Source organism: Conexibacter stalactiti, assembly GCF_033542075.1.
Classification (GTDB): Bacteria; Actinomycetota; Thermoleophilia; order Solirubrobacterales; family Solirubrobacteraceae; genus Conexibacter; species Conexibacter stalactiti.
Genome location: NZ_JAWSTH010000115.1, coordinates 1 through 19,137, shown reverse-complemented (window position 1 = coordinate 19,137; position 19,137 = coordinate 1). Strand labels below are relative to the sequence as shown.

17 protein-coding genes are annotated in these 19,137 nt (G+C 71.8%); 7 read left to right on the top strand and 10 right to left on the bottom strand.

From position 1 onward, the window contains the following. From tilS to R7226_RS27030, 3 genes are all read right to left on the bottom strand, one after another. On the bottom strand, window positions 1-933 hold a 933-nt coding region (gene tilS / locus R7226_RS27040; RefSeq protein WP_318600507.1), incomplete at its 3' end, for a tRNA lysidine(34) synthetase TilS. 9 nt (window positions 934-942) lie between these two features. After that, the gene (locus R7226_RS27035) at window positions 943-2,154 is read right to left on the bottom strand and encodes an adenylate/guanylate cyclase domain-containing protein (RefSeq protein ID WP_318600506.1); all 1,212 of its coding nucleotides are present in this window, start codon (window positions 2,152-2,154) and stop codon (window positions 943-945) included. A gap of 364 nt (window positions 2,155-2,518) precedes the next feature. Next, entirely contained in the window at window positions 2,519-2,947 is a 429-nt protein-coding gene (locus tag R7226_RS27030; RefSeq protein ID WP_318600505.1) for an SCP2 sterol-binding domain-containing protein, read from the bottom strand. Between the two features lie 72 nt (window positions 2,948-3,019). Between R7226_RS27030 and R7226_RS27025 the strand changes: the two genes are divergently transcribed. Then, a complete protein-coding gene (locus tag R7226_RS27025) occupies window positions 3,020-3,775 on the top strand; it encodes a phosphorylase family protein (RefSeq protein ID WP_318600504.1) in 756 nt (251 codons plus the stop codon). A gap of 30 nt (window positions 3,776-3,805) precedes the next feature. Here the strand turns inward: R7226_RS27025 and R7226_RS27020 are convergent, their stop codons facing one another. Continuing rightward, window positions 3,806-4,324 carry a hypothetical protein gene (locus tag R7226_RS27020; RefSeq protein WP_318600503.1) on the bottom strand — a complete coding sequence of 173 codons (519 nt, stop codon included), beginning with the start codon at window positions 4,322-4,324 and terminating at the stop codon, window positions 3,806-3,808. 403 nt (window positions 4,325-4,727) lie between these two features. Here R7226_RS27020 and R7226_RS27015 point away from each other — a divergent pair, with 403 nt between their 5' ends. Both R7226_RS27015 and R7226_RS27010 read left to right on the top strand, forming a co-directional pair. Beyond that, window positions 4,728-7,472 carry a lytic murein transglycosylase gene (locus R7226_RS27015; protein ID WP_318600502.1) on the top strand — a complete coding sequence of 915 codons (2,745 nt, stop codon included), beginning with the start codon at window positions 4,728-4,730 and terminating at the stop codon, window positions 7,470-7,472. A 91-nt stretch (window positions 7,473-7,563) separates the two neighbouring features. Then, the gene (locus R7226_RS27010) at window positions 7,564-8,358 is read left to right on the top strand and encodes a hypothetical protein (protein ID WP_318600501.1); all 795 of its coding nucleotides are present in this window, start codon (window positions 7,564-7,566) and stop codon (window positions 8,356-8,358) included. 10 nt (window positions 8,359-8,368) lie between these two features. On the opposite strand, the gene R7226_RS27005 is transcribed toward R7226_RS27010, so the two are convergent. The 3 genes from R7226_RS27005 to R7226_RS26995 are packed head-to-tail and all read right to left on the bottom strand — an operon-like array spanning window position 8,369 to window position 11,605. After that, a complete protein-coding gene (locus R7226_RS27005; RefSeq protein WP_318600500.1) occupies window positions 8,369-9,136 on the bottom strand; it encodes an SIR2 family NAD-dependent protein deacylase in 768 nt (255 codons plus the stop codon). Between the two features lies 1 nt (window position 9,137). Continuing rightward, on the bottom strand, window positions 9,138-11,102 hold the full coding sequence (locus tag R7226_RS27000) for a 3-hydroxyacyl-CoA dehydrogenase/enoyl-CoA hydratase family protein (RefSeq protein ID WP_318600499.1): 1,965 nt from the start codon (window positions 11,100-11,102) through the stop codon (window positions 9,138-9,140). A gap of 53 nt (window positions 11,103-11,155) precedes the next feature. After that, the gene (locus R7226_RS26995) at window positions 11,156-11,605 is read right to left on the bottom strand and encodes an SRPBCC family protein (protein WP_318600497.1); all 450 of its coding nucleotides are present in this window, start codon (window positions 11,603-11,605) and stop codon (window positions 11,156-11,158) included. A 70-nt stretch (window positions 11,606-11,675) separates the two neighbouring features. Here R7226_RS26995 and R7226_RS26990 point away from each other — a divergent pair, with 70 nt between their 5' ends. After that, complete coding sequence (locus tag R7226_RS26990; RefSeq protein ID WP_318600496.1) at window positions 11,676-12,683, top strand: fibronectin type III domain-containing protein; 1,008 nt, start codon at window positions 11,676-11,678, stop codon at window positions 12,681-12,683. 198 nt (window positions 12,684-12,881) lie between these two features. Here R7226_RS26990 and R7226_RS26985 read toward each other — a convergent pair whose 3' ends face one another. Further along, a complete protein-coding gene (locus tag R7226_RS26985) occupies window positions 12,882-14,054 on the bottom strand; it encodes an acyl-CoA dehydrogenase family protein (RefSeq protein WP_318600495.1) in 1,173 nt (390 codons plus the stop codon). Between the two features lie 180 nt (window positions 14,055-14,234). Here R7226_RS26985 and R7226_RS26980 point away from each other — a divergent pair, with 180 nt between their 5' ends. Next, the gene (locus R7226_RS26980) at window positions 14,235-14,555 is read left to right on the top strand and encodes a hypothetical protein (protein ID WP_318600494.1); all 321 of its coding nucleotides are present in this window, start codon (window positions 14,235-14,237) and stop codon (window positions 14,553-14,555) included. A gap of 65 nt (window positions 14,556-14,620) precedes the next feature. Here the strand turns inward: R7226_RS26980 and cax are convergent, their stop codons facing one another. Together cax and R7226_RS26970 are read right to left on the bottom strand one after the other, a co-directional pair. Further along, window positions 14,621-15,763: a calcium/proton exchanger gene (gene cax / locus R7226_RS26975; protein WP_318600493.1), complete on the bottom strand. Its 1,143-nt coding sequence runs from the start codon at window positions 15,761-15,763 to the stop codon at window positions 14,621-14,623. Between the two features lie 74 nt (window positions 15,764-15,837). Beyond that, window positions 15,838-16,896, bottom strand: a complete 1,059-nt coding sequence (locus R7226_RS26970; RefSeq protein WP_318600492.1) for a LolA-like protein — start codon at window positions 16,894-16,896, stop codon at window positions 15,838-15,840. Window positions 16,897-17,043: 147 nt separating this feature from the next. On the opposite strand from R7226_RS26970, the gene R7226_RS26965 reads away from it, so the two are divergent. Together R7226_RS26965 and R7226_RS26960 are read left to right on the top strand one after the other, a co-directional pair. Beyond that, window positions 17,044-18,477, top strand: coding sequence for a D-glucuronyl C5-epimerase family protein (locus tag R7226_RS26965; RefSeq protein WP_318600491.1), 1,434 nt, complete (start codon window positions 17,044-17,046; stop codon window positions 18,475-18,477). Between the two features lie 89 nt (window positions 18,478-18,566). Next, on the top strand, window positions 18,567-19,137 hold a 571-nt coding region (locus tag R7226_RS26960; RefSeq protein ID WP_318600490.1), incomplete at its 3' end, for a hypothetical protein.

Genomic DNA, 19,137 nt, shown 5'->3' with positions numbered 1-19,137 from the left:
CACGACGCCGTACCCGGCGACCGCGCGCACGCCGCCGCCGAGGTCGAGCCAGGCGGTGCCGGCAGGTCGGAGCGCGGCGACCTGCTCGGCGCGGCCGGCAGCGCCGCCGACCGGCCGCCCGGCGGCGTCGTCGGCGAGCCGCTGCACGACGAGCCGGCGCAGCGCCGGCCGCAGCGCGGCGAGCCGGTCGAGCGCGATCGAGCGGCCCGCATCCAGCTCCGCGTCGACGAGCGCGTCGAGCAGCTCCCCCTCCTCGCGCAGCAGGCGTGCGAGCGTCAGCACGTTCGCCTCCGCCGCCGGGTGGATCGCCCGGAATGTCGGCAGCAGCTCGTTGCGGACACGATTGCGGGCGTATCTGCCGCCGGCGTTGGTGGCGTCGTCGCGCCAGGCGAGGCCGCGCGCCTCGCAGTAAGCGGTCGTCTGCTCGCGCGTCAGCTCCAACAGGGGCCGCACCAGCCGGCCCTCGCGTGGCCGCATCCCCAACAGCGCCCGCCGGCTGGGCGCGGCGGCGAGGCGGTAGAGGATCGTCTCGACCTGGTCGTCGGCGGTGTGGCCGGCGGCGATCGAGGCCGGTGGCGCACCGCGCGCCCCCGCGTCGCCGTCGCGTGCCGCCGCGACCCGCTCGGCCGCCGCGTAGCGCAGCTCACGCGCCCACGCCTGCACGTTCCCGGCCGGTTCGCCCGCGCGCTCGACGACCAGCTCGACGCCGAGCGCGGCGCACAACGCGGCGCAATGACGCTCGTCGCCGCCGGCCTCGTCGCGCAGTCCGTAGTTGACGTGGACCGCGGCGACGGCGCCGGCGCCCGCGACGCGCACCGCGACGTCAAGCAGGCAGACCGAGTCGCGCCCGCCCGACAGCAGCACGACGACCGGCGCGCCCGGTGCCAGCAGCCCACCGGTCCGCACCTGCTCGACGACGGCGTCGGGATCCATCCCCTGATCCTAGGCCGGGCCGGGGTGCGCGAGGAACAGCTCGGTCGAGTCGCTGAAGCCCTTCAGCCGCACCTCGCCGATCGGCTCGAACAGCAGGTGCGCGCCAGCCAGCTCGACGATCTCACGCGTGACGAGCACCTCTCCCTCCCCCGAGCGCGCCGCGACGCGCGCGGCGAGGTTGACCTCGCGCCCGTAGTAGTCGCCCTCGCGGTAGAGCGTCTCGCCGTGGTGCAGGCCGATCCGCGGCCGCGGCCGCTCGGTGAAGAGCTGCTGGAAGCCGACGGCCCAGTCGACCAGCGCCGAGGCGTCGGCGCCGACGACCATCACCGCGTCGCCGATCGTCTTGATGATTCGCGCGTCCTCCGGCAGCGTCATCTCGACCGCGCCGACGAACCGCTCGACGGCGTCGACCGCCTCCTCCTCGCCGACCTCCTCGGTCAGGCGCGTGTAGCCGGCCAGGTCGGCGAAGGCGACCGCCACGCGCAGCCGCCCGAGGTCGGCGAAGGGGCTCGTGCCGTCGAACGCCGTCTCCATGTGGCCGATCACGTCCTGCTCGACGAAGTGGCGCAGGAAGCGGCGGTGGACGTGGTCCATCAGCGGCGAGGCGATCGGCAGCAGCCCGCGCGCGAGCTGCTCCATCTGCTCGGCTACCTCCAGCCCCGGCACGCCGTCGCGCATCAGCGGCTCGTGCACGTAGAGGTGGAAGAGCCGCACCTCGGCGTCGGCGATCTGCGCCAGCGCCTGGCCGTAGACGCGCACGAGCTGCAGCAGCGCGACGAGCGGGAAGCCGGCGTCGAGCGCGGTCGCGGCGCGGCGCAGCAGCGCCAGCTCCTCGGCCGGGATGTGGTCCAGCTCGCGCGGGACATGGCCGAGCGAGGTCAGGATCCGCTCGACGAGCGCCGGCTCCAAACCGGTCTCGGCAGCGGCCTGCTCGATCCCGACGCCGTCGTCCGGCGCCGGGAACAGCTCCTCGACGTAGCCGAAGGCGAGCCGCCCCTCGTCGCTGGCGCGGCGGATGTCGGCGAGCGAGTGGCCGCGCTCGCGCAGGCGCGCGACGATCCGCGCCTGCGCGGCGGCGGCCGGCGTCCAGGCGCCGCCGGCGGCGAGCGGCACGAGCCCGTCACGGACCCAGCGGCGCAACGTCGCCGGCGCCACCCCGGCGCGACGAGCCGCCTCCTCCAGCGGAAGCGCGGTCGTCTCGTGGCGGACCCCCTGCGTCACTCGTCGCACGGTAACCGCTCGCGCGCGCCAGGCCCATCGCACGCCACACCAGAAATCCGCTGCGTGCGGATTCCGGCGCGAGAAGAAGTAAGGCGGCGGGGCCTCCATGAGGGGACCCCGCCGCCCGCGGGCAAGGCGGCCCGCCGCGCTCGGCCGACGGCGCTCGTTCCGCGAGGCGGTCGCGGCGCCTTGCGGGTCTGCGTCACCCACCGTCGGTCCGCTGGACCGGCGTTCGGGCGGCAGGCCCACTGCTCGGCCTGGTGCCTTGGTTGTGGCACAGACGATGCTCCTGCGCGCCGGAGCTGTCAACGGCGCCGGTCCGAGCGCCGAGGCGCGCGGTCAGCCGACCGCGCCCAGCGGTTTCTCAGACCTTCAGGTGCGGGTATTGGCGCTCGACCAGTTCGACGTATCTCGCATAGACCGGCTTGACGATCGGCATCAGCGCCAGCGCCGCCTTGATGTCGCCGCCGGTCTTGATGCGGCGACGGGCGATCGCCATCGCGATGTTCTCCTTGCCCTGGAAGTACTTGTTCGCGGTCTCGGAGGCCATCTCCATCCGCACCTTCGGCTCCCAGTCGACCTCGTCGCTCCACTCCCAGACGATGTAGCGCCCCTCCTCGTCGGGGGTGGCGGCGCGCACGTTCACGACCAGGTCGAGGTCGTCGAACTCGAACCGCTGCGGCACGTCGGCGTCGCGCAGCTGCGGGCCCATCTCGGGCGTGTCCATCAGTCCGAAGATCTGGTCGATGACCTCGCGGAACTCGGCCGGCGATCTGAAGCTGCTGCTGCCCATCTGAGAAGACCTCCCATTCGACGACGCCCGCCGCCCGGGCACGGATCGGGCGCAGTCTATGCTCGCTGCGCCATGGCGACGACGCTTCACATCCACCCGACCGCCGAGCTGGCGCCGCGCGTGCTGCTGCCCGGCGACCCCGGCCGCGCGCTGCTGCTCGCGCAGTCACTGCTGCAGAAGCCGAGAATGTTCAACCACAACCGCGGGCTGTGGGGCTACACCGGCGCGGCGGCGGACGGCGCGCCGCTGACGATCCAGTCGACCGGGATGGGCGGCCCGAGCGCGGCGATCGTGATCGAGGAGCTGGTGCGGCTCGGCGCCGAGCGGATCGTCCGCGTCGGCTCCTGCGGCGCGCTCGTCGACGGCTTCGCGCTCGGCGACGTGCTCGTCGCGGAGGCCGCCTTCGCGACCGACGGCACCAGCCGCGCGCTCGGCGCCGGCGAGCTGGTCGCCGGCGACGCCGGGTTGACCGCAGCACTCGTGGCCGCGGCGGCGAACGGCGCGGCGGAGGGTGACGGCGCGAGCGGTGCCGCGGCGGAGGCGCCTGGCGCGGACGACCGCGCGCCCGTGCGCCAGGGCGCGGTGTTGACGACCGACCTCTTCTACGACCCCGCCGGCGAGCACGCCGACCCGCCGCCGCGCGACGCGCTGGCGATCGAGATGGAGACGGCGACGCTGTTCCAGCTCGGCGCGCTGCGCGACGTCGCGACCGGCTGCGTGCTCGTCGTCAGCGACCTGCTCGGCCCACAGCGCGGCCGCATCGAGCAGGAGGCGATGGAGGCCGCGGCGATCGCCGCCGGCAAGATCGCCATGACCGCCCTGAGCTGAAGCGCGCGGCGGGCTGCCGCGCGCCCGCGTTCAGGCCGCCGTCGGTCTGGAGGTCACTCTTCTGGCCGTGCGGCGTCTTGCCGCGGCCGCGCGCGTGCGCGAGGCGGCCGGTCTTCTCGCCGCCGCCGAGGTGATCACCGGCTGCGGCGCCGACGGCGTCGCCTGGTCGCCGAGCCGCTCCAGCTGGCTGACGATCGCGTCGAGCCGCTGCTCGATCGCGGCCAGCCGCTGCTCGGCGCTGCCGCTGCCGTCGAGCGCGCCGACCCTCTGCTCGACGCGGTCGAGGATGTCCTCGATCCCTTCCAGCCGCTGCGAGACCGAGCGCACGCGGCGGGTCAGCTTCTCGAGGTCCGCGGCGGAGGGCAGGTTGAGCGCGCCCATCGCGACCTCCTGCGCCGCGGCCGCCTTCTCGCGCGCGTCGAACGCGCGCGTCAGCGCGCCACTCACGAGCGGGCTCTCCAGGAGCTCCTGTGCCAGCCTGCCGAGGGCGTCCTCGCTCTGCTTGGAGATGCGGGCGCGCAGCCCGTCGCTGGACGTCTGGTTCGTCATGTCGTCCCCTGCGGGTCGGGTCGGAGGAAGGCGCCGACTGTAGCGCAGCAATTCCGCGACCAGCACCGGCAAGGAACGTTGCAGTACAGGTGGAGACCAGGCGACCGGCCGTGTGCCGCCCACGCAAACGGGAAGAACCTCAGAACCGCGTCACAGGAGCCCTTCATGCGGCGTTAAACGGCTTGGTTACCCTTGAGCCAGTTTGCCTGTGGTACTCAAGGAGTCGGAGCAGCGCGCCGAAGCTCACGTGCTGCTCCTTTCGTCTGTGGGCACGCCATAACAAACACGCGGGTTCTTCTTTGCAAACGTCCAGAACAGCAGGTAGCTTCCGGTTCGGTCGCCGTCACGGCGGTCGTGAGATGAGGCCGCGCACGCGGTCGTTCGGGAGGAGCTCGTCGGTCCGATGAAGAGAACGAAGCTGCGCATCGCCTCGCTCGCCGCGGGGGCCGCGCTCATCATCGGAGGGCTCACCTCGGCGCCTGCCTCCGCAGACAAGCGTCGCGTCGTCGTCACGCTCGTCGGCGGCAGGGTCGTCACGCTGACCGTCGAGGGGACGCCCGGCGTCCCGATCTCGGCCAGCCAGCTGCCCGACCTCGGCGGTGAGATCGTCGCGATCTCCGAGACGCCGCTGGAGTCGACGACCACGCAGACGACGCCGACGACGCCCGCGACGACGCCGTCGCAGACCACGCCGACGACCCCTTCGACGCCGACGGTGCCGCCGTCGACCTTGACGACGCCGGTCACGACGCCCGGCACGACCGGCACGACGACGACCGTCCCGCCGGTCACCACGCCCGGCACGACGGGCACCACGCCCGGCACGACCGGCACCACCGGGACGACTCCCGGCACGACTGGCACGACCACGACGCCGGGCAGAACGACGAGAACGACGAGAACCACGGAGCAGCCCGACGCGGTCGGCGGAGTCGTCGACCCTAAGGGTCAAGCAAAGGGTGAGGGTTCGGTCCCGAGAACCTCCGCCGGGCAGGACAGCCCCGGCGAGCTGACCGACGCCAACCGCGACGGCACCGTCGAGCCGAACGAGACGCCGGACACCCCGGTCCAGACCGAGGGCGCGCAGCCGACGCCGGACACGCCCGGCTTCACGGTCGCCCCCACGCTCGAGCAGACGCCGGCCGGCGTCCCCAACTTCTTCATCGAGCAGTTCCGCATCCCGCCGTTCCTGCTGCCGATCTACCAGGCTGCCGCGATGCAGTACGGCGTGCCGTGGCAGATCCTCGCCGCGATCAACGAGATCGAGACCGACTACGGTCGCAACCTGTCGGTGTCGTCAGCCGGCGCGCTCGGCTGGATGCAGTTCATGCCCGGCACCTGGGAGGCCTACGGCGTCGACGCCAACGGCGACGGCGTCAGAGACCCGTACAACCCCGTCGACGCGATCTTCGCCGCGGCCAACTACCTGAAGGCCTCCGGCGCCGAGACCGACCTCGAGAAGGCGATCTTCGCCTACAACCACGCCGACTGGTACGTCCAGTCGGTGCTGCTGCGGGCGCGCGTCATCGGCGGCATGCCGGCCGACCTCGTCGGCTCGCTGACCGGTCTCACGCAGGGCCGCTTCCCGGTCGCCGCGCGCGCCACCTACGCCGATTCGATCGACGTCAGAAGAGCGAACAGACGTGTCAGTGGCGCCAACGCGGCGGTCACCGTCGAGGGCGACGCCGCGCGGCGCTCGATCAACGTCTACGCCGCCGAGGACGCCCCGGTCATCGCGGTCAACGACGGCACGATCGTGAAGCTCGGCGAGAACGACAGACTGGGCCGCTTCGTCGTGCTCCAGGACGTCTACGGCAACCGCTACACGTACAGCCACCTCGGCTCGATCGCGGAGCGCCACCCGGTCCCCAAGCCGATCGAGGCGGCCGCGGACGAGCAGGTCGAGGCCGAGCTGGAGCAGCCGGCCGCCGGCGCCCCGACGCAGCCCGCCAGCGACGGCGCGCAGCCGGTCGGCGGCGACACGGACGCCGACGCCGACAGCGGCGGCGTCACCGGCACCAGCGTCACGCCGCCCGCGACGGCCGGCGACACGGACGCCGACGACGCCGGCACGGCGGACACCGCCGCGGCCGACAGAAGAGCCGCCGCGAGAACTCCGGTCGCCAGAGACGGCGCCGACCCGGTCGTCGAGCAGCCCGTCCCGGCGCTGCAGAAGGAGCGGCTGTTCGCCAACCCGACGCGCCCGCAGGCGTACAGCGCCGGCGGCGAGCGTCAGCTGGAGCAGTCGGGCGAGCGGCTGACGACCTTCGAGGGCTACTTCAGCGGTCCGCTGGAGGCCGATCCCGAGGACTACATCCTCAAGCCGCTGCGCGAGGGCTCGACGGTCATCGCCGGCACGATCCTCGGTCGCATCGGCAAGACGCACGAGAGACTGGCCCCGCACGTCGAGTTCACGATCCGGCCGGCCGGCCGCGGCGCGCCGCGGATCGACCCGAAGCCGATCCTCGACGGCTGGAAGCTGCTCGAGTCGACCGCGATCTACAAGAGCGGCAACGACAACGTCTTCGGCAGCGACGGCAGAGGCCCGTCGATCGGCCAGATCCTGCTGATGTCGAAGTCCGAGCTGCAGGCGCGTGTGCTCTCGAACCCGAACATCGAGATCTACCCCGGCGGTCGTGACGACATCAAGACCGGCGCGATCGACCAGCGCGTGCTGGCGACGCTCGAGTTCCTCTCGGCCAGCGGCCTGAAGCCGACGGTCACGTCGCTGAAGGGCAACCACGGTCTGATGACCGCCTCCGGCAACATCTCGGAGCACTCGACCGGCACCGCCGTCGACATCGGCGCCATCAACGGCATCGTGATCACGCCGGCGACGCAGGGCGAGGGCTCGATCACCGACATCACCGTGCGCCGTCTGCTGACGCTGCAGGGCACGATGAAGCCGCATCAGATCATCACGCTGATGCAGTACCCGGACACCGACAACACGCTCGCGATGTCCGACCACGACGACCACATCCACGTCGGCTTCCACGCCGTCGCGCAGCCCGGCTCGCCGAGACTGCAGACGCTGATGAGACCCGAGCAGTGGACGAGACTGGTCGAGCAGCTCGGCGCGATCCAGAACCCTGTCGTGCCGACGACCGTCTCCAGATACGCGACGAAGGACGGCGACGCCAGATAGCGCCCCCCTGGACGAGCGGAAGACCCAGGTCTTCCGCTTCGTCCAGCTCGAGTTCCCGTGGCGTGTCGGTCCCGACGACGGTCGCTACGTCGTGCGGCCGGACGGGCCGGGCAGCGCGCCGACCCACGTCGTCGTCGTCGCGACGCTCGGCGCCGAGCCGCGGCGCCGGCTGCGCCGCCGCTCACGCCCGCGCGACATCGCGCCCGAGCCCTCCCCCACGCCCGTCGAGACCGGACGCGTGACGATCGTCGATGCCCGCCCCGGCGACGGCGCCGCGGCGGAGCGCTGGCTGTCGAGCGCCGGCCTGGAGGCGGCGCAGGCGCCGCTGACGGAGCTCACGCGGCTCGTGCGAGCCCACCGCGCCGCCAGCGCCGATCCCGGCGTCGCGCTGCCGCGCCTCTCGCAGGCGCTCGTCGTGCGCGTCGGCTACGGCGCCGGCGAGGAGGTCGCCGACGGCCGCTGGACGGCCGCGCGCGAGCTGCCGCCCGCCAAGGAGAGCCGCACCGCGAGACGCTCGTCCGCGCTGCGACCGCAGGAGCGGCTGGCGGCCTTGCTCGGCGGCCGCTCGCACCAGCTCGCCTGCGAGGAGCTGACGCTGCGCGCCCGCCACGACCTCGACGACGGTCAGCTGCGCGAGGCCGCGCTGCAGCTGCGCACCGCCTTCGACGCCGCGCTCGCGGAGCTGCCGGCGACGGCGCAGGCATCCCAGCTGGCGCAGCGGATCGAGGAGCTGCGCAGCCTCCGCGCCGGCGTCGCGGCGCTCGCCGACGACGCGCTCGGCGGCGTGCTTGGGCCAGAGGCGACGCAGACGCTGGAGATCGCGCAGAGACGGCTGGAAGCCGCGCTGCGAGCGCGCACGGTCGCGGAAACGGCGCAGGACGGCTGAAGGCGCGCCGTCAGAGCGCTCTCAGAAGCGCTTCCAGTTCTTCGACGACATCGCCATCGAGCTTGGCGACCGCCTCGTCGTCGTAGCGCGTCGGCCCCTGCGTCACGATCGCGACCTCGCCGCCGGCGCGCAGCGTCAGCGCCGGCAGCTCGCCGACAGGCCAGACCTCCAGCGAGGAGCCGACGCAGAGCAGCAGGTCGGCCCGCACCGCGAGCGCCTGCGCCCGCTCCAGCGCCGCCTGCGGGAGGAACTCGCCGAACAGCACGACGTCGGGCTTCAGCGGCCGGCCGCAGTCGCAGCGCGGCACACCCTGCGGGTCCTGGTCGAGTCGCGCCTGCACCTCCTCCAGCGGGTAGGCGGCGCCGCACTCCTGGCACGACGAGGAGGCGATGCTGCCGTGCAGCTCGATCAGCTCGCCGTGCGGGCCGTGCAGGCGGTCGATGTTCTGCGTGACGACCGCGTCGACGAGCCCGCGCCGCTCCAGCTCGACGAGCAGCTCGTGGGCGCGGTTCGGGCGCTTGTCACGCAGCGACTGGAAGCGGTGGCCGTAGAAGGCCCAGAAGCGCGCGGGGTCGCTCCGCCAGGCGTCGACGTGGGCGACCTCCATCGGGTCGACGTTCGCCCACAGACCGGTGCGCGGGGTGCGGAAGTCGGGGATCCCGGATGGCACCGAGATCCCCGCGCCGGTCAGCACGACGACCGATCTGGCGGCGCGCACGCGCGCGGCGAGCAGGGCGACGCCCGCCGCGGCGTCGTCGGCGAGGCGGGCGTCGCTCATCTCATCTGCCCTGGAACTTCGGCGTCCGCTTCTTCAGGAAGGCGCTGATGCCCTCCTTCGCGTCCTCGGAGCCGAAGACGATCGCGAAGGCCCGCTTCTCCTCCGCGACGCCGTCGTCGAGGTCGGGCACGGCCGAGACCTGCTTGATCTGCTCGACCGCCAGCGGCGCCTGGCCGGCCAGCTTGCGCGCCCACGCCAGCGCCGTGTCGAACAGCTCGTGGTCGGGCACGAGCCGGTTGACGAGGCCGAACTCGTAGGCCTCCTCAGCCGACATCGGCTCGCCGGTCAGGTTCATCTCCTTGGCCTTCGCCTCGCCGACGAGGCGCGGGAGCCGCTGCGTGCCGCCGAAGCCCGGGATGATGCCGAGGTTGATCTCCGGCTGGCCGAAGCTGGCCGAGGCGGCCGCGATCCGCACGTCGGTCGCCATCGCCAGCTCGCAGCCGCCGCCGAAGGCGAGCGCGTTGATCGCCGCGATCGTGACCGTCGAGGAGCGCTCGAACGAGCGGAACAGCTCGTGCGCCTCGTCGAGCAGCGCGCGGCCGGCAGCCTCGTCCATCGTCGCGAACGCCTTCAGGTCGGCGCCCGCGCAGAACAGCGCCGGGTTGGCGGAGGCGAAGACGAGCACGCGCACAGCCGGGTCGCCGTCGACCTGCGTCCACACCTTCTTGATCGCCGCGATCGTGTCGGGCGAGAGCGAGTTGGCCGGCGGGCGGTCGAGCCAGGCGATCGCGGTCGCGCCGCGCGTCTCCAGCTTGACCGGGCTGTCGTCCCAGCCGGCGTCGGGGCGCGCGTAGGGGAAGAAGCCCTGCCCGCTCTTGGCTCCCAGCCGCCCCTGCGCGACCAGGCGGCGCAGGATCGCCGGCGGCGCGAAGTGCTCGCCCCACGCCTCCTGCGCGCGCTCCAGCCGGGCCAGGACCGTGTCGAGGCCTTCCTGGTCGGCGCGCGCGAACGGCGGCGGGATCAGGCCGGCGCCGGCCATCAGGCCGAGGTCGATGTCCTTCGTCGTCGCGATCCCCTCTTCGAGCACGAGGCAGGACTCGACGAACGCCTTCAGCTGGAAGCGCTCGACGACCTCCTCGACGCCGGTCGCGTCGACGTCGGAGCGGGCGGGCGCTGCCGCTCCGTGGGTGTAGAAGCCCTGCCCGGTCTTCGCGCCCAGCTCGCCGCGCTCGATCCGCTCCAGCATCCCCTGATGGAGCGGGAAGCGGTCGCCGAAGCTCTCGTTGAGGTAACGGCCGACGTGGCCGACCGTGTCGAGGCCGAGCAGGTCGACGAGGAAGAACGGCCCCATCGGCGTCGCCCTGGCGTCGGTCATCGCTCTGTCGATCGCCTCGATCGGAGCGCCGGTCTGCTCCTGGAAGCGGAAGACCTCGCCGAACGATGAGTTCAGCACGCGGTTGACGACGAAGCCCGGCGCCTCGTCACAGCGGATCGGCAGCTTGCGGATCGCCTGCGCGAAGCTCGTCGCCGCCTGCGTCGTCTCGGGCGAGGTCTCGAGCCCCTCGATCACCTCGATCAGCCGCATGACGGAGGCCGGGTAGAAGTAGTGGAAGCCGACGACCCGGTCCGGTCGGCTGGTCGCCTCCGCGATCTCGGTGATCGACAGCGCCGATGTGTTGGAGGCGAGGATCGCGTGGCCGGGCGTCACGTCGTCGAGCTCGGCGAAGACGGTCTGCTTGATCTCCATCTTCTCCGGCACGGCCTCGATCACGAAGTCGACGTCGCCGAAGCCGGCGTAATCGGTCGCGCCGGTGATCAGGCCGACGCGCCGCTCCAGCTCCTCGACGGAGAGCTTGCCGGCGTCGACCTGGCCCTGCCAGATCGAGCGCGCCTTCGCGAGCCCCTGGTCGACGAATCTCTGGTCGACGTCCTTCAACACGACGGGGATGTCGGCCGAGGCGATCGTGTAGGCGATCTCCCCTCCCATCGTGCCGGCCCCGACGACCGCGGCCTTGAACACGAACATGCTTGCCCTTCCTCGGGTTGCGGTTGCGCCGGAGTCTATGCCCGCGCGGCCGCTCAGCGACCCAGCTCGGCCGCGAGCCGTTCCAGCGTGCGGCGCAGCGAGTCGCGCAGCGCGCGGCGCACGAACAGCGGATCGGCGAGCACCATGAACGGACCGTTTCTGCGCAGCGCGTACTCCAGCTCCAGCGCGACGCCGACGCCGGCCGCGCCGCCGGCCGGAGGCGCGAAGGCGAGCCGCTGCACGCCGGTCAGGTCGGGGTCGGAGAGCTGCGTCACCAGCTCGGCGCCGGGCTCGTGGCGCAGCACCTTCTCGGTCACCTCGCCGCGGCCGCCGGGGTGCGAGGCCCACACCAGCCGCGCGCCGACCGCCGGCCACTCCGGATCGAGCTCGACGACGCGCTCGAAGCCGTCGACGAAGGCCGTCCAGCCGGCCGGATCGGCCCACAGGCGCTCGACGGCGGCGGCACTCGCCGGCAGCTCCAGCGCCGCGCGTGCCCGGCGCAACTCAGCCCCTCCGCATGCGTTCGTGACTCACGGGGCACGGATGTTCGCAGAGCCACCACCCGGAGGATCGATGTCGACGAAACGAAGACTGACCGCGGCTGCCTGTGCCGCGTTCGCGCTCGCCGCCGTGACCGCGACGACGGCGAGCGCGGCGAGCCCGACGGCGAGCACGCAGGCCGCCGCCTCGGTCGGGCAGACGGCGGTGACGCTGCGCGGCGCAGTCGACCCCAACGGCAGCGCGACGACCTACGCGTTCCAGTGGGGCTCGAACCCGAGCTACGGCCAGCAGACGCCCAACCGCTCCGCCGGCAGCGGGACGAGCGGCAGAGAGGTGTCGTTCCGCCTCAGAGGGCTGACGCCCGGTACGACCTACCACTACCGGATCGTCGCGACCAACGCCGACGGCACGACGGTCGGCAGCGATCGCAGCGTCAGAACCGACCTGCCGCCCGCGACGGCGCCGACGATCCTCAGCACCGCGCCCTTCTCGCCGTACGCCAACAGCGTCACGCTGACGGCGCTCGTGAACCCCGGCGGCGCGGCGGCGACGTACAGATTCCAATTCGGCACGACCAACACCTACGGCGCCGAGACGTTCGCGGCGAGCATTCCCGCGGGGGTCCAGCCGGTCGCGGTCAGAATCCCGCTCAACGGGCTGCAGGAGCGGACGACCTATCACTTCCGCGCGGTCGTCTCGAACCGCAGAGGGACGGTCGTCGGCCCCGACGTGACCTTCACGACCGGGCCGTTCGCGCCCGCGATGATCGGCGCCAGAACGCGGCCCGGCAAGCAGCGCCGGTCACATCCGTACTTCGTCACGACCGGGGTGCTGCGGCTGCCGGCCGGCGTCGGCGTCGCCGACGGCTGCACCGGGATCGTCGGCGTCAGATTCACGAACGGCTCGCGCACGGTTGCGAGCCGGCGCGTGCGGCTCGATCCCGGCCACTGCAGCTACTCGCTGCGCGTGCGCGCCGTGCCGCCGGCGGGGAAGTCGAAGCTGCGCGTGCGCGTGCGCTTCTACGGCAACTCGATCCTCAGCCCGCAGGACGCCCGCAGCTATCTGGTGTCGCTGAAGTAGGCCCCGCGAGTTCCCACGAACGCGGCGCGCCTGGGCGCGCCGCCGTGGAACTCGCAATGCGAAGCACAATGGCAAAAGGCCCGGGGCGGATACCGCGCCCGGGCCTTCGCACTCTCTCACCACATAGGACCGGCAGTTACATGTGCGCGCCTTGTGTGACGCCGCGCACAAAAGTTCCTGCCGGAAGAGTAGCGCGTCCTACGCGTTCGCGGTGGCCGGGGCCTCGGCGCGACGCGGAAGCAGCGTCTCGCGGGCGATCACGAGGCGCTGGATCTGGGCGGTGCCCTCGTACAGCTGCATGATCTTCGCGTCGCGCATCAGCTTCTCGACGGGGTACTCCTTGATGAAGCCGTAGCCACCGTAGACCTGCACGGCGTCGGTCGCGACCTTCATCGCGGCGTCGGCGGCGAAGCGCTTCGCGTGCGAGGAGACGAGCGTGTTGCGCTCGCCGTTGTCGAGCTGCGACGCGGCCTTCCACGTCAGCAGGCGGCTCGCCTCGACGTCGGTCGCCATGTCGGCGATCATGAACTGGATCGCCTGGTGCATCGCGATCGGCACGCCGAACTGGACGCGCTCCTTCGAGTAGTCGATCGCGAACTCCATCGCGGCGCGCGCGATGCCGGTCGCCATCGCGGCGACGCCCGGACGGGTGCGGTCGAGCGTCATCATCGCCAGCTTGAAGCCCTTGTTCTCCTCGCCGATCAGGTGGTCGGCGGGGATCTCGACCTCGGGGAAGGTGATGGTCGCGGTGTTGGAGGCCCGCTGGCCCATCTTGTCTTCCTTCTTGTCGACCACGACGCCCGCGTCACGCGGGACGATGAAGGCCGAGATGCCGCGGTGGCCGGCGTCCTTGTCCGTCTTGGCGTAGACGGTGTAGAAGTTCGCGTAGGTGCCGTTGGTGATGAAGCACTTCGAGCCGTTGATGACCCACTTGTCGCCCTTCTTGACGGCAGTGGTCTTCATGCCGGAGACGTCGGAGCCGGCGTCGGGCTCGGTCAGGCAGAAGGAGGCGAGCAGCGGCGCCTCCGTGAGGCGGCCGAGGTACTCCTTCTTCAGCTCGTGCGAGCCGCCGAGGATCAGCGGCGCCGTCGCGAGGCCGTTGCAGCCGACGGACGTCTGGATGCCGGAGCAGCCCCAGGCCAGCTCCTCCTCGATGACACAACCGTCGAGGTAGCCGAGGCCGACGCCGCCGTACTCCTCGGGGACGTGGTTGTTCATCAGGCCGACTTCCCAGGCCTTCTTGATGATCTCCTCGGGCCAGGTTCCGTCCTTGTCGAGCTCCCAAGCGACCGGGCGCATCTCCTTCTCGGCGAAGTCGTGCGCGACCTCGCGAAGGTTCTTCTGCTCGTCGGTGAGCGTGAAATCGACCACGGTGTATTGCTCCTTGAGGCGGTGCGGTGTTCCGCGGCGGCGCCTTGGCCCCCTGCGGACGACAGATTGACTGGTCAGTCAACGGGTTGTGGCAAGGGTAGCGAACCTCCCCCACGGATCTCAAGAGGGAGCTGGCCGCCTGTCATGTAGCGGTCCTCGTGACGGGGTACCCTCCCGGACATGGCCGAACTCCGCCGCTTCGAGCTGGACGAGCTGCTCGTCCGCCCGGGCACCTACTTCAATCCGCAGACCGAGGTCCTCGTCGTCGTCGACGACTCGCCCGAGATGGACCAGGCCGTCTTCAACATGGAAGACGCCGAGGGCGCCGACTGGGTCCTCGTCTCCGACGAGTCGCCGATCGACGAGGCGGAGCGCGACGAGATGCTCGAACGCTTCCAGGTCAGCTACCACCCCGGTGGGCCCAACTCGATCACCGACGACGGCGACGAGCCCGACGACGAGCTGGAAGAGGACGACCAGGAGGTCGGCCGGGAAGACTAGTGCTTCGCATTGCGAGTTCCGCGCTGTCGCGCGGGCGCGCGCGGGAACTCGCGGTGAGGTTCTAGTTACGCAAAGGCGAAGGCGAGCGCCAGCACGGCGTAGACCGCCAGCAGCTGCACGCCCTCGAACCACGTCGACTCACCCTCGTTGGTGACGTGGTTGGCGATCAGCACCGCAATCAGGAAGGCGCCCAGCTCGAAGCCGTTGAAGACGAGCGCGAGCGGGTTGGGGCCGAGCACGAACGAGCACAGCACCAGCACCGGGATCACGAACAGCGCGATCTGCGCGCTGGAGCCGATCGCGATGTTGACCGCCAGGTCCATCTTGTCCTTGCGCGCGACCAGCACCGCGACCCAGTGCTCGGCCGCGTTGCCGACGATCGCGATCACGATCGCGCCGACGAAGAACTCGGTCAGCCCGATCGACTCGGCCGCCTCTGAGATCGAGCCGACGAGGATCTCCGACATCACGCCGACGGCGACGCCGGCGAGCGCCAGCGCACCGACCGATCTGCGCACCGGCCAGGCCGCGTGGCCCTCGTCCTCGTCGTGCGCCTCGGGCGGGTTGAACAGCCTGCGGTGGGTCTTCAGCGAGAAGACGAGGCCGGCGGCGTAGGAGGCGAGCAGCACCAGCGCGACCGCCAGCGACAGGTGCTCGACGGTCGAGTCGTAGACGATCCGCTCGTCGCCGGGCTTCGGCAGCCCCTTGCCCTCGACCATCTCGAAGATCGCCGGCATGATCAGCGCCGCGCCGGCCAGCAGCAGCATCGACGACTGGGCGCTGGCGGCCGCGCGGCTGAAGGTCTGCTGCTCGCGGCCGATCCCGCCGACCAGCATCGAGGCGCCCAGGACGAGCAGGATGTTGCCGATCACCGAGCCTATGAGCGAGGCCTTGACGACCTCGTGCAGCCCCTTCTCGAGCGCGAACAGCGCGATGATCAGCTCCGGCGCGTTGCCGAAGGTGACGTTCAGCAGGCCGCCGATGCCGGGGCCCGAGCGGGCCGCCAGCTCCTCGGTGGCGCGGCCCATCAGCGCCGCGGTCGGGACGACGCCGAGCGCCGAGGTGAAGAAGATCGCGACCGGCGAGACGCCTGCGAGGTCGAGCACGACCGCGAGCGGGATGAAGGGGACGAGCAGCCACGGCCAGCCGTCGCTGGACAGCACCAGCGAGCGCAGCGATCGACGCTGCTCGTGACGGGGGCTCGACACGGGCGGGAACCTACCCGCCCAGGAGGTCGGCGAAGCGGAGGCGGGGCGTGCCGAGGCACGCCCCGCTCACCGGGTCATCTCGTCAACAGGTCCGCGCACTTCTGCTGCGCGGCGGTGTCGCCGGCAGCGTCGAGGAGGCATCTCTGGTACTCGCCGAGCGCGTCGGCGTCGGCGCCGCCGCCGGCCGCGCCGCCACCGAGGCCGGAGGCGCCGAGCAGGCCGCCGAGGCCCGCGAGCAGCTCGTCGATCGGTCTCGTGTTGGCCGGAGCCTCGATCGTCTGCGCCTCGTTGAGGCCCGTCAGCTCGAAGGTGAGCGACGCCGAGCCGGCTCTCTCGCCCTCCGGCTGGACGCCGGTCGTCAGCTCGATCTTGCGCACCGTCTTGTCGTCGCTGCCGGTCCAGACGTCGATTCTCGGGTCCTTGACCGCTCTCTCGATCTGCGCCCGCGCGTCAGCCGGGATCGAGCTCGGGACCTGGCCGCCGGTCGCGCCGGAGAGGCCCTGTCTGTCGAGCTCGGCCAGCACGCTGTCGATCGAGTCCATCAGCGCGGCGACGTTGACGTCGGCGGTGATGTGCTCGGTGTCGACGCCGCCGACCTGCTCGGTGCCGACGACCTCCGGGTTCTCGATCCAGCTCTGCGGATCGAGGTCGGGCAGCGCCGGGACCGCTCTGTCCTCGGTGCCCGTCTGTCTTCTCGCCATCTCGAGGTACTCGGCCGGCACCTCGTAGGCGCTGCCGTCGAACTCGACGAACAGTCTGTCGCTCGTCGAGATCAGGCCGGCTCTGAAGCCCTGGCCGCTCGCGTCGATGCTCGCGTCGATGTCGAACTTCGGGTAGTCGTCGCCGCCCTGCGACTCGAACGGACCGCCGAGGCTGACGGAGATCTGCTCGCCGCCGTCCTCGCCCGCTCTGATGCTGAGCGCGAATCTGCCGCTTCTGACGTCCTTCGTGCCGGTGAACGTCTCCTCCAGGAGCGTGCGCGCGTCGGCCGTCTCACCGCCGCCGCCACCGCCGCTCGTGGTGGTCGACGAATCGTCGTCGCTGCCGCAGGCCGACAGCGCGAACGCGGCGACGATCGCGAGCAACAGCGCGACAACGGCGCGTGCTCGGTGTTCCAGGACACGATGGTTCACGTGCAATCTCCTTCTCACTGGTGGCGGCGGGCGGCGGCGAGCGTAACACTCGGGTACGTGCGTTCCGTGCCCGTGCTGTGTCTTTGCATCGTCGCAGGTGCACTCTTTTCAGGTTCCGCTTCGGCTTCCTCCAGCAAGGTGCTGGTGATGGACGAGCAGGGCCGCGTGCACGAGCGGATCGACCGTGCGCTGCCGCCCGTCGGCAGCCCGCTCGCCGATCTCCCCGCCCCGCGTCAGTTCCGCGCGGCTGCCGCCCGCGCCGCCAGCCCGGCGGCGAGAGCCCGCCTGGCCCGCAGCAGCAGCCCGCGCGCCCGCCGCGCGGCCGCCCGCACGGTGCGCGGCGAGCTGAAGAAGCTGGAGCGCGGCGGCGAGATCACGGCGGCGCAGCAGACGGAGTACCGCGCGATCTACGACGACGCGCTGCGCTTCCGCAGCCGCCTCACCGGCAGCCGCGGCGACGCGCTCCAGGGCGTCCTCAACAACACCAACTTCATGGCCGGCCGCGGTGACCTGACCGCCTCGCGCCTGCCGGCGATCTTCACCACGCTGAGACGCAACCGCGACTGGTGGGCGACCGGCCGGCTGCTCTCCTACGGCGAGCGCGTCGAGTTCAACGACAGCGAGCTGGTGTGGCAGTACTACCCCGGCGAGGGGATCCAGCTGCAGGTGCTCGGCACCTTCGGCAAGGGCAACGGGCTGTGGATGGCCAAGGACGACCGCAGACTCGCCAACCTGCTCGACGAGATGACCGAGCTCGCCTCCACGCGCGGCGGCGCGCTCGCCTGGGAGTACTACTTCTACTTCGGCGGCGGCCGCCCGCCGTGGGCGAGCGCGATGGCGCAGGCGACCGGCGTGCAGGTCTTCGCGCGCGCCTCGCAGCTGCTGAAGAAGCCGGCCTACCTGAAGACGGCCGAGAAGGGGATCAAGCTGTTCGGCGTCGACGCGACGACCGGCGTCAGCACGAAGACGAGCGCCGGGCGCCGCTTCCTGCTCTATTCCTTCTCCCCCAGCCAGCAGGTCCTCAACGGCTTCGTGCAGACGCTCGTCGGGCTCAACGACTACTGGGAGATCTCCGGCGACGCCCGCGCGCGCAAGCTGTTCCAGGCCGGTGAGCGGCAGGCGCGGCTCGACCTCGCGGCGACCGACACGGGCGCGTGGTCGCTCTACCAGGTCGGCGGATCCGAGGCCGACCTCAACTACCAGACGCTCGTCACCGACTTCATCCACAACCTCTGCGACCGCGCCGAGATCGCCTTCTGGTGCAGAGCCGACGCTCGCTTCAGAGGCTATTTGAAGGAAGCGCCCGAGCTGGAGCTGCTGACCGAGCGCGTGCGCGGCGGCTCGACCTCGCTGGTGCGCTTCGAGGTCTCGAAGATGTCGAAGGTCGGGCTGACGATCACCCGCTCCGGGAGCACGTCGCTGTCGACCAGCGTGACCGTCTCGCGCGGGCCGCACGGCTACGCCTGGAAGGTCCCCAACAGCCCCGGCACCTACCAGCTCGTGCTCAGCGGCACCGACCTCGCCGGCAACGTCGGCCGCACCACCGCCACGATCACCGTCACCGGCAAGGCGCGCGTGTAGCGCGGACCGCCCGCGCGTAGAATCGCGGGGGTGGCCGATGAAGCGCGCAAGACGTGGGTGGCCGGCGTGCCGGGCCGGAGGCTGAGCGGATGCTGACGCGCCTGGCGAAGGCGTGGCGCGGACTGGCGCCCGAGGGGCGGATGGCGGCCGGCGCGGCGCTGCTGCTGTTCCTGACGATGTTCCTGCCCTGGTACCAGCTCAACGCCGTCGTCAGCGACAGAACCGGCGGCAGGCTGTTCGGCGACAACATGAACGCGTTCGGCGTCTTCTCGTTCGTCGAGGCGGCGGTGCTGCTGGTCGCCATCGCGGTGCTGTTCCTGCTGTTCGCGCGTGCCGAGGGCCGTGCCTTCCACCTGCCCGGCGGCGACGGCACGATCGTGATGATCGCTGGCGGCTGGACCATGCTGCTGCTCGTCTGGCGGCTGTTCGACAAGCCCGACGTCGACGGCGGCGCGGTCGGCAACGTCGGCATCCAGTGGGGGATCTTCTTCGCGCTCGGCGCCGCCGGGCTGCTGACCTACGCCGGTGTGCGGATGCGCGCCGCCCACCGCCCCGAGCCGGCCAACCCGGCCGAGGTCGGCGCCGAGGAGCGCGCCGCGCGTCGCCGCCGGCCCCGCCCCGCGCCCGGCACCGAGGTGACGCGGCCGCTGCCGGCCGATC

What these genes read in the sequence shown, in the direction of transcription:
- R7226_RS27030 (WP_318600505.1), bottom strand. Translation starts at nt 2,947, where the DNA reads ATGGGCAGCAGCAGCTTCAGATCGCCGGCCGAGTTCCGCGAGGTCATC.
- R7226_RS27025 (WP_318600504.1), top strand. Translation starts at nt 3,020, where the DNA reads ATGGCGACGACGCTTCACATCCACCCGACCGCCGAGCTGGCGCCGCGC.
- R7226_RS27020 (WP_318600503.1), bottom strand. Translation starts at nt 4,324, where the DNA reads ATGACGAACCAGACGTCCAGCGACGGGCTGCGCGCCCGCATCTCCAAG.
- R7226_RS27015 (WP_318600502.1), top strand. Translation starts at nt 4,728, where the DNA reads ATGAAGAGAACGAAGCTGCGCATCGCCTCGCTCGCCGCGGGGGCCGCG.
- R7226_RS27005 (WP_318600500.1), bottom strand. Translation starts at nt 9,136, where the DNA reads ATGAGCGACGCCCGCCTCGCCGACGACGCCGCGGCGGGCGTCGCCCTG.
- R7226_RS27000 (WP_318600499.1), bottom strand. Translation starts at nt 11,102, where the DNA reads ATGTTCGTGTTCAAGGCCGCGGTCGTCGGGGCCGGCACGATGGGAGGG.
- R7226_RS26990 (WP_318600496.1), top strand. Translation starts at nt 11,676, where the DNA reads ATGTCGACGAAACGAAGACTGACCGCGGCTGCCTGTGCCGCGTTCGCG.
- R7226_RS26980 (WP_318600494.1), top strand. Translation starts at nt 14,235, where the DNA reads ATGGCCGAACTCCGCCGCTTCGAGCTGGACGAGCTGCTCGTCCGCCCG.
- R7226_RS26965 (WP_318600491.1), top strand. Translation starts at nt 17,044, where the DNA reads ATGGACGAGCAGGGCCGCGTGCACGAGCGGATCGACCGTGCGCTGCCG.